Below are 8587 nucleotides of genomic sequence, written 5' to 3' on the forward strand. Positions count from 1 at the left end.
CTGCACGCGCTCGTCGACGACGGCGCGCTCGCCTACGACGACCGGGTCGTCGACCTCGCTGGCGTCGGTGTAGTGGGCCGCGGCGAGCGCGAGGACGGTGTCCTCGTGGACGACCTCCCCGTCGGGCTCGAGGACGACGAGCCGATCCGCGTCGCCGTCGTGGGCCAGCCCGAGGTCGAACGACCCTTCGGCGAGGAAGTCGCTGAACTCCGTCAGCGTCTCGGGGGTCGGTTTGCTCTCCCGCCCGGAGAAATGGCCGTCGACGTTCGCGTTGACGCCGACGACGTCGGCGCCCAGCGCGTCCAGCACCTGCGGCGTCGCCAGCGCGCCGACGCCGTTTCCGCAGTCGACGGCGATCGACAGTCCCGCGAGCGGCGACTCGTCGTCGAACCGGGTGCGAACGTAGTCGGCGACGGCGTCGCGGTAGCGTCCGAGGACGTCGGCTCGTTCCGATCGCCCCCACTCCTCCCAGGAAGCCAGCCCGGGATCGTCGGCGCCGACCTGCTCGTCGATCAACGCCTCCGCGTCGCTGTCGTACTCGACGCCGTCGACGAACAGTTTGATGCCGTTGTCGGTCGGCGGGTTGTGACTCGCCGTGAGCATCACGCCGCGCCGCCCTCGAGAGGCGAACGCGAGCGCCGGCGTCGGCAGGCGACCGACCCGACGGACGTCGGCACCGGCGCTCTCGAGGCCGGCCTCCATCGCCGCGGCCAGCGCCGGCCCCGTCTCCCGTCCGTCACGACCCACGACGAACGTCGTTCCGGGCTCGCCCGCGGCCTGGCCGACCGAGAGCGCGAGCGATGGTGAGACGGTCTCGACTGGCCCACGGATCCCTGCGGTCCCGAACAGTGTCATGGTGGCCCGTTCCGCGAGGAACTACTTATACTGTCTGTCCTCGAGCGAAGCGAGAACTCGAACGGGCGGCTTCTGGCGGTAGTTCCGACACACCCGGTGGGGAATCGTGAGTCCGCCGGCAAAACAGCCGACTGTCTCATACGGATTGCTGTAACGATTTACCGGCGCAACCACCGTACGGGTCGCGGTTGCGCCGGTACTGACTTACAGTAAACCGTATCAGGCGTCGGGCATCTCGTCGATGAGGACGACCGCCTCGCCGTCGACGACCGTCTCGTCGTCGTCCTCGTCGCGGACGACCGTCTCGAGGCGGTACTGGTTGTTGCCGAGGTCCTCGACGATCTCGACGCGGGCGGAGACCCGATCGCCGATGCCGACGGGGCCGGCGAACTCGAGGTCCTGGGAGAGGTAGATCGTCAGCCCGGGAAGCCGGGCCAGCGCGGCGCTGATCAGGCCCGAAACGAGGGTGCCGTGGACGATGCGCTCGCCGAATCGGGTGTCGGCGGCGAACTCGTCGTCGAGGTGGAGGCGGTTCGTGTCGCCGCTGATCTCGGCGAACGCGCGCACGTCCTCGTCGGAGAGTTCCTTCTCGAAGGTGACCCGATCGCCCGGGCCGAGCGCGGTCGGATCCTCGACGGTTCGCTCGAAGCTCCAGTCGGCGTCGGCGTACTCGAGGGAGGGGATCGAGGCGTCGGTGTGGTTGCCGTTCGATTCCGTCTGAGTCGAATCCATCGCGGCGACGGCGGCGCGGTTGGCCGCGGTCGCACTCCGGAGGACGGATCGGGTCGCGGTGGACCAGGCGTTGGCCAGGGCACCAAACCCGGTGTCGCCGGCGTTCTGGTGGGACATCTACTCCCGATATAGGGACGAGGCCGTTATACCTCTTTGGCTGCACAATGTGCGGTTATCCGTGCCGGCGACGGCGTGGTAACCGGCGCTTTCGACCGCCTCGACTCCGGTCCGAGGCGAAAACCGCACTTCGGGGCGGTAGCAACCTCTGGGATGCACTCTAAACCACTCAATGGCACTCAGTGGTAGAGATCGGAAACCCTTATTAGTTCGGAGCGCGTTGACTGTGTTGATGACGGACGACTCCGACCGATCGCCCTGGTTCCCGCCGACGATGTTCGCCGAGCAGATGCAGAACGCGGGCGAACAGGTCGCCGAATCCCAGCAGGAGATGCTGAAGCAGCTGATGGAGGCGAGCTCCGCGAACCCGCTCGAGAACGCCTCGAGCTTCGGGCCGATGAACATGGGCACGGCGACGTTCAAGGCGCGGGTCCAGAGCGGCGGTCGGATCAGTATTCCCGAACCCGAACGGGAAGCCCTCGACATCGAAGAGGGAGATATCGTCCAGACGATCGTCGTTCCCGTCAAGCGAAACCGCGAGACAGACCAATGACACAGAACCCACTCACCGCCATGTTTACCGCACAGCGCACCGCAATCGAACAGAGCCAGCAGCTCACCCACGACGCCCTCGAGGCCCAGAAGACCTCCTTCGGCGCCTTCGTCGACGCCGTCGAGTCCTCGAGCTCGGCCGTCGAGACCAACGCCGAGTTCACCAAGGGCGCCGTCGCGGCGTACTTCGACGCCGTCGAGGCGTCGATGCCCGAGGACGGCGTCGACCTCGAGGAGTTCCGCTCGCAGTTCGAGGAGAACGTCGACGCGATGACCGACGCCCAGCAGGAGTCGATCGCCGCCGTCGCCGAGGCCCTCCACGAGTCCGAGGCCGCCTACGACGAGTTCTCCGCCAGCTACGCCGAGGTCGTCGACACGAGCTTCGACGCCGTGCTCGAGGCCCACGAGCAGGCCGAGGAGAACGTCTCCGCGGTCACCGAGAACGTCGACTCCGTCGCCGAGGAGTTCGACGTTTCGGCGTAACGACCATAGCCTTTTGTCCATACGATCCAATTTTCCCCTACAATGACAGACACACCACCACAGGCACAGAACTGGAACGCGTTCGCCGAACAGTGGAACGAGCAGTTCCTCGAGGCCTTCGAGAACAACGTCGAAGCCCAGGCTCAATTCGTCGAGAGCTGGGCCGAGACCGTCGGCGAGATGAGCGACGACGCCGAGCTCTCCGAGGGCGTCGAGGGCTACGCCCGCGCCTACGAGGCCTGGATGAACGCCTCCCAGCAGATGGTCGAGCGAGCGAACGACCAGCTCGAGGGCGAGGACGTCGAACTCGAGGAGTTCCGCGACGTCTGGCTCAACACGGCAAACGAGGCGTTCAAGGAGGTCATGTCGACGACCGCCTTCGCGAAGATGACCGGCGAGACCGTCGGTGACGTGCTCGAACTCCAGCAGGAGGCCGACGAGGCCGCCGAGGAGACGCTGCACTCGCTGGGCTTCCCGACCGAGAGCGACGTCGTCGAGGTCGGCGACCGACTCGTCGAGCTCGAGCGCCGCCAGCACGCCGTCGAGGAGAAACTCGACCGCGTTCTCGAGCACCTAGAGGAGCAATGAAGAACCCGTACGCGACCGCCCTGGAGATGCAACGCCAGGCCTGGGAGGGCGCCGCCGGCCTCGCCGAGAAGAGCCAGGTCGCGCCCGACCGAACGGAGACCCTCGAGAACGTCGAGGTCGGTCAGACCCCGAGCAAGGTCGTCTACGAGGAGAACAAGCTCCGGCTGCTCCACTACGAGCCCAAGACCGAGGAGCAACACGACATTCCGATCCTCATCGTCTACGCGCTGATCAACAAGCCCTACATCCTCGATCTCCAGCCCGACCGATCGGTCGTCCAGACGCTGCTCGAGGCCGGCTTCGACGTCTACCTGATCGACTGGGGCGAGCCCTCGAAGCTCGACCGCCAGCTCGGCCTCGACGACTACGTCAACCGCTACATCGACAACTGCGTCGACGAGGTCCGCGAGCGCTCGGGCCAGGACGCGATCAACATCCTGGGCTACTGCATGGGCGGGACGATGTCGGCCATGTACGCCGCGCTCCACCCCGACAAGGTCGAGAACCTCGCCCTGATGGCCGCCGGCCTCTGCTTTGCGGGTGACGGCGGCGTCCTCGAGCTGTGGGGCGCCGACGACTACTACGACCCCGAGAGGGTCACCGAGACGTTCGACAACGTCCCCGCGGAGTTCCTGGACGTCGGCTTTGCGCTGATGGATCCCGTCGCGAACAACGTGACGAAGTACGTCCGCTTCTACGACAACATGGAGGACGAGGACTTCGTCGAGAACTTCGGCCGGATGGAGCGCTGGCTCGACGAGGGGATCGACGTTGCCGGCAAGGCCTACGAGGAGTTCATCCGCGACATCTACCAGGAGAACAAGCTCGTCGCGAACGAACTCGAGCTCGACGGAAAGAAGATCGACGTCTCGAGCATCGACATGCCGCTGCTCCAGATCGTCGCCGAGTACGACCACCTCATCCCGCCGGGTGCCTCGAAGCCGTTCAACGAGGCCGTCGGCTCCGACGACACCGAGGTCATGGAGTTCGCGACCGGCCACATCGGCATGTCCGTCTCCTCCCGGAGCCACGCCGAGCTCTGGCCCGACGTCTGTGACTGGTTCGAGGCCCGCTCGAGCGTCGAGACCGACGCCGAGCCGGAGACGCCCGAGCCCGACGAGCCCGACGCGGCCCTCGCGGGCGACGTCGAGGGCGACGAGACCGGCCTCGACGAGTTCTCCGAGGAGGCCCTCGAGGAGACCGAGGTCGACGATCTCACCGAGATCGACGGCGTCGGCCAGTCCTACGCGAACGACCTCGCCGCGGTCGGCATCAGCTCCTTCGAGGAGCTCGCCGACGCCGACACCGAGGAGCTCGCCGAGGAGACCAACATCGCCGTCGCTCGCCTCGAGGACTGGATCGACCAGGCTGGCGAGCAGTAACGCCCGCTGACGTTCCGACGCAACCGCGTCGCTGCCCTCCCGGCCCCGAGTCGGACACTGTCGTCTTTTATTCGCCGCAACAGGATTCGAAACCCAACAGGTCGTTATATAACAATCGGTGGTGCAGTGTACACTAACGATGTCCATGGAGGGACGTACCTGTGTCATCACGGGCTCGGCACGAGGAATCGGGCGTGGAATCGCGGAACACCTCGGCGAGGAGGGAGCGAACGTCGTCATCAACTACCGGTCGTCGGAGGGGGCCGCCCACGAGGCCGTCGAGGCCATCGAGGACGCCGGCGGGCAGGCGATCACGGCCCAGGCCGACGTCTCGGTCCCCGAGGACGTCGAGCACATGCGCGAGGTCTGCCACGAGGCGTTCGGTCCGGCCGACGTCCTGGTGAACAACGCCGGCATCACCGCCGACAAGCAGTTCACCGAGATGTCCCGCGCGGAGTGGGACCGGGTGATGGACGTCAACCTCGGCGGGATGTTCAACTGCACCCAGACGTTCTACGACGACATCTGGAACGCCGACGAGGGACGGCTCATCAACATCTCGAGCGTCGTCGGCAAGCAGGGGAACTTCGGACAGGCCAACTACGCGACCGCGAAAAGCGGCATGTTCGGCTTTACCCGGACGATCGCCCTGGAGTTCGCCCAGGGCGGGTCGACGGCCAACTGCGTCGCGCCCGGGTTCACCCGGACCGACATGGTCGAGAGCGTTCCCGACCAGGTCCTCGAACGGATCATCGCGGGGATCCCCCTCGAGCGACTGGCGGAGGTCGAGGATATCGCCGCCGTCGTTCGCTTCCTCGCGAGCAGGGAGTCGTCGTACATCACGGGCGAAGTGATCGACGTCAACGGCGGAATGGACCTGTAGCTACCGGCTCGACCCTTTTTGAGTGCAGTTCGGCGCATCGTCCCCCCGCGCTCTACCATCGTTTGCGTTTGCGATTCCGTTTGCGTTTGCGTATTCGATCACCCTCGAGAGAGTCGACGAGCGACCGGACCCCGGTGTGCGAAGCGGCTCCGGAAACAGCCGCTACGTGGAGTGCGTCACGGAGTAGACGAACTGACCGAGCCACCGCAGCGTCGGTCGATCGGATCCGTTCAGTCTGTTCGCTTTTCCTTCTCGAGGACCCGGACGTTCTCGATTCCGGTGTCGGGATACTGCCCCTCGTCGTTTTTCTCGACGGCCTTGACCATGTCCCAGACGACGTTGAGTCCGGTCGTGACCCCCTCGAGGGCCTCCATCTCGCAGCCCGTTTTCCCGGTGGTCTCGACGGCGACCTCGCACTCGACCCGGTCCTCGACGAGTTCGAACGCGGTGTCGACGTTCGTAATCGGGATCTGGTGGCACATCGGGATCGTCTCCCAGGTGTGTTTGACGGCCTGGACGGCGCCGATCCGGGCCGTCGCGAGCACGTCGCCCTTGCCGATCTCGTCGTCACGGATCGCCTCGACCGTCGAGGGCTGCAGGCGGATCTCGCCCGCGGCGACCGCCCGGCGCTCGCTGTCGGGTTTGTCGCCGACGTCGACCATCTGGACCTCGCCCTCGTCGGTGGTGTGCGTGAGTTCCTCGGCGCCGGAATCGTCGCCGCTGCGCGGATCCGGGTTCGTTCCCTCGGCGGGGGCCGGATCGTCACTCATCGTGACCACCCCACAGCGTCGGGGGAAGTTCCGCGAGCAGTTCCGAGGCCAGGAAGCCGTGTTCGTGGCGCTCGGCGAGGCGTTCGCCCGCGAGCCCGTTGACGTGGGCGCCCGCCGCAGCGGCGTCCATCGGCTCGGCGCCCTCGAGCAGCGCGGCGACGATTCCCGCGAGCGTGTCGCCGGTGCCGCCGACCTTCATGCCGACCGTGCCCGACCGGCTGATTCGCGTTCGCTCGCCGTCGGTGATCACGTCGTTTTCGCCCTTCGCGAGGACGAGGTGGCCCAGTTCCGCGGCGAACTCCTCGATTTCGTCGGCGACCGCGGCAAGGTCGTCGGTGTCGGGACCGCCCATCCGCGCGAGTTCGCCGCGATTCGGCGTACAGACCAGCGTCGCGTCGGTCTCGATCTCCGGGACGACCTCGAGGGCGTCGGCGTCGACGACCGCCCGACCCGAGTACGACGAGAGGAACTCCCGGGTCGCCTCGAGCGTCTCGTCGTCGGTGCCCAGGCCGGGGCCGATGACGACGACGTTGTCGTACTCCTCGGCGGTCTCGAGGAGGTCCTCGGCGACGTCGGGCGTGAGGACCTCGTTCTCGTAGGGCTGGACGATGAGGTCCTCGGCGTAGCCCTGGATCTCGCCGGCGACCGACTCGGGCGCGGCGACGAAGGAAAGCTCCGCGCCGGCTCGCAGCGCGGCCTGTGCGGCCAGCGCCGGCGCGCCGGTGTAGGGGCCGCCGCCGATGACGTAGGGTCGCCCCTCGCGACCGTCGGGTCGGGCCAGCGAGATATCCCCGGGACCGACGTCCCGCTCGGCCGCGGCGGGGATGCCGATGTCGGCGACCGCGAGCTCACAGTCGAGCTCGGCGAGACCGGGTTTCGCGTCGTGGAAGGTGACGACCCGATCCGCCTCGACGGCGTTGTCGGCGACCTCGCCCTCGTTCGCGTCGAACCCCGAGGGGACGTCGACGGCGACGACGGTCGCGTCGGCCGCGTTGATCGCTTCGGCTGCGGTCGCGGCGGGCTCGCGGAGGTCGCCGCTGATTCCCGTCCCGAGCATCGCGTCGACGACGACGTCGCAGTCGGGGAGGTCGAACCCGCTCGAGTCCTCGATCTCTCGGGTGTCGTAACCCGCGTTCTGCAGAGCGTCCCAGCTCTCGCGGGCGATCTCGGTGCCGATACTTTCGGCCGGTCCGAGCAGGAGCGTCGTCACGTCGAAACTCTCGAGAAAGCGGGCCGCGACGAACGCGTCCCCACCGTTGTTCCCGCGTCCGGCGACGACGGCGACGCTCGAGCCCGGCTCGGCGACCTCGCGGACCGCTCTCGCGACCGCGTTCCCGCTCGACTCCATCAGCTGCTTCTGCGAGACGCCCAGCGCTGCGGCGTTCTCGTCGACGGCGGCCATCCGTTCGCCCGTGATCATGATCCCCGATTCGAGGGGACCGCCGTTGAAGATTGCGGACGAAACGCTCAATCGGGTCGCGTCCCAACCCCGGTCGTGAACGTCTTCTGGCTCGACGAGGACCCCCGGCTCGCGGCCCGGTACCACTGCGACGAGCACGTCAACAAGCTGTTGCTCGAGGCCGCGCAGGTGCTGTGTACCGCGGCCCGCGAGAACGGTCGGGACGACGACTTCCTCTACGCCCCGACCCACACCAGCCACCCCGTCACGGAGTGGGCGACCGAGTCGCGGGCGAACTGGCTGGCCCTGCGCGAGCACGCCGAGGCGCTCAACGCGGAGTTCGTCGAGCGCTACGAGAAGGACGGCGACCACGCCAGCTGGCAGGTCGTCGAGCGAATCGACCCCGACGAAATCGAGTTTCCCGCCGAGGAGCCGACGCCGCGCCCGCAGGCGATGCCCGACGAGTACAAACGGCCCGACGACCCCGTCGGCGCCTACCGGGCGTACTACGCGGGCGAGAAGGCCGAGTGGGCCACCTGGGCCCACACCGAGGAGCCGCCGTGGCTCGCCGAACACCTCGACGAACTCGGCGCGCGGCTCGAGGGAGACACTCAGTAGCGGATTTCGAACCCGTCCTCGCCCTGCGGGTCCTCGTACTCGACCTCGACGTCCTCGACGTCGGCCGCGGGACTGCCCTCGTGACAGAACTCGAGCATCGACTCGACCGCGCTCTCCGGGCCCTCGAACGCCGCCTCGACGCGGCCGTCCTCGAGGTTTTTGACCCAGCCGTCGACGCCCTCCTCGCGGGCCGTGTCGCGGGTGGTCG

Annotated in this window: 10 protein-coding genes and 1 pseudogene; 6 read left to right on the forward strand and 5 right to left on the reverse strand. The window is 67.4% G+C overall.

From position 1 onward, the window contains the following. Together ACNA7R_RS17645 and ACNA7R_RS17650 are read right to left on the reverse strand one after the other, a co-directional pair. A pseudogene (locus ACNA7R_RS17645) lies at positions 1-855 on the reverse strand (phosphomannomutase); the annotation flags it as partial. 219 nt (positions 856-1074) lie between these two features. Beyond that, on the reverse strand, positions 1075-1704 hold the full coding sequence (locus ACNA7R_RS17650; RefSeq protein ID WP_416284841.1) for a MaoC family dehydratase: 630 nt from the start codon (positions 1702-1704) through the stop codon (positions 1075-1077). A gap of 232 nt (positions 1705-1936) precedes the next feature. Between ACNA7R_RS17650 and ACNA7R_RS17655 the strand changes: the two genes are divergently transcribed. The 5 genes from ACNA7R_RS17655 (at position 1937) to ACNA7R_RS17675 (ending at position 5592) form a co-directional block, all read left to right on the forward strand. Beyond that, complete coding sequence (locus tag ACNA7R_RS17655; protein WP_005555868.1) at positions 1937-2257, forward strand: AbrB/MazE/SpoVT family DNA-binding domain-containing protein; 321 nt, start codon at positions 1937-1939, stop codon at positions 2255-2257. Next, positions 2254-2739 carry a hypothetical protein gene (locus ACNA7R_RS17660; protein ID WP_416284842.1) on the forward strand — a complete coding sequence of 162 codons (486 nt, stop codon included), beginning with the start codon at positions 2254-2256 and terminating at the stop codon, positions 2737-2739. The genes ACNA7R_RS17655 and ACNA7R_RS17660 overlap by 4 nt, the downstream gene beginning before the upstream one ends. Positions 2740-2781: 42 nt before the next feature. Continuing rightward, complete coding sequence (locus tag ACNA7R_RS17665; RefSeq protein ID WP_005555874.1) at positions 2782-3327, forward strand: poly(R)-hydroxyalkanoic acid synthase subunit PhaE; 546 nt, start codon at positions 2782-2784, stop codon at positions 3325-3327. Beyond that, positions 3324-4709, forward strand: coding sequence for a class III poly(R)-hydroxyalkanoic acid synthase subunit PhaC (gene phaC / locus ACNA7R_RS17670; protein WP_416284843.1), 1386 nt, complete (start codon positions 3324-3326; stop codon positions 4707-4709). The genes ACNA7R_RS17665 and phaC overlap by 4 nt, the downstream gene beginning before the upstream one ends. 139 nt (positions 4710-4848) lie before the next feature. Next, entirely contained in the window at positions 4849-5592 is a 744-nt protein-coding gene (locus ACNA7R_RS17675) for a beta-ketoacyl-ACP reductase (protein WP_416284844.1), read from the forward strand. A 230-nt stretch (positions 5593-5822) separates the two neighbouring features. Here the strand turns inward: ACNA7R_RS17675 and moaC are convergent, their stop codons facing one another. After that, on the reverse strand, positions 5823-6362 hold the full coding sequence (gene moaC / locus ACNA7R_RS17680) for a cyclic pyranopterin monophosphate synthase MoaC (RefSeq protein WP_416284845.1): 540 nt from the start codon (positions 6360-6362) through the stop codon (positions 5823-5825). Then, positions 6355-7782, reverse strand: a complete 1428-nt coding sequence (locus ACNA7R_RS17685) for an NAD(P)H-hydrate dehydratase (protein ID WP_416284848.1) — start codon at positions 7780-7782, stop codon at positions 6355-6357. The genes moaC and ACNA7R_RS17685 overlap by 8 nt, the downstream gene beginning before the upstream one ends. 75 nt (positions 7783-7857) lie before the next feature. Here ACNA7R_RS17685 and ACNA7R_RS17690 point away from each other — a divergent pair, with 75 nt between their 5' ends. Continuing rightward, positions 7858-8379 (forward strand): hypothetical protein, encoded by a 522-nt coding sequence (locus ACNA7R_RS17690; protein ID WP_416284846.1) that lies wholly within the window; start codon positions 7858-7860, stop codon positions 8377-8379. Here the strand turns inward: ACNA7R_RS17690 and ACNA7R_RS17695 are convergent. After that, a partial coding sequence (locus tag ACNA7R_RS17695) for an acylphosphatase (RefSeq protein WP_416284847.1) occupies positions 8373-8587 on the reverse strand: 215 nt, incomplete at its 5' end. The two genes, ACNA7R_RS17690 and ACNA7R_RS17695, sit on opposite strands and share 7 nt — an antisense overlap.

Source organism: Natronococcus sp. (assembly GCF_047921035.1).
Lineage (GTDB): Archaea > Halobacteriota > Halobacteria > Halobacteriales > Natrialbaceae > Natronococcus.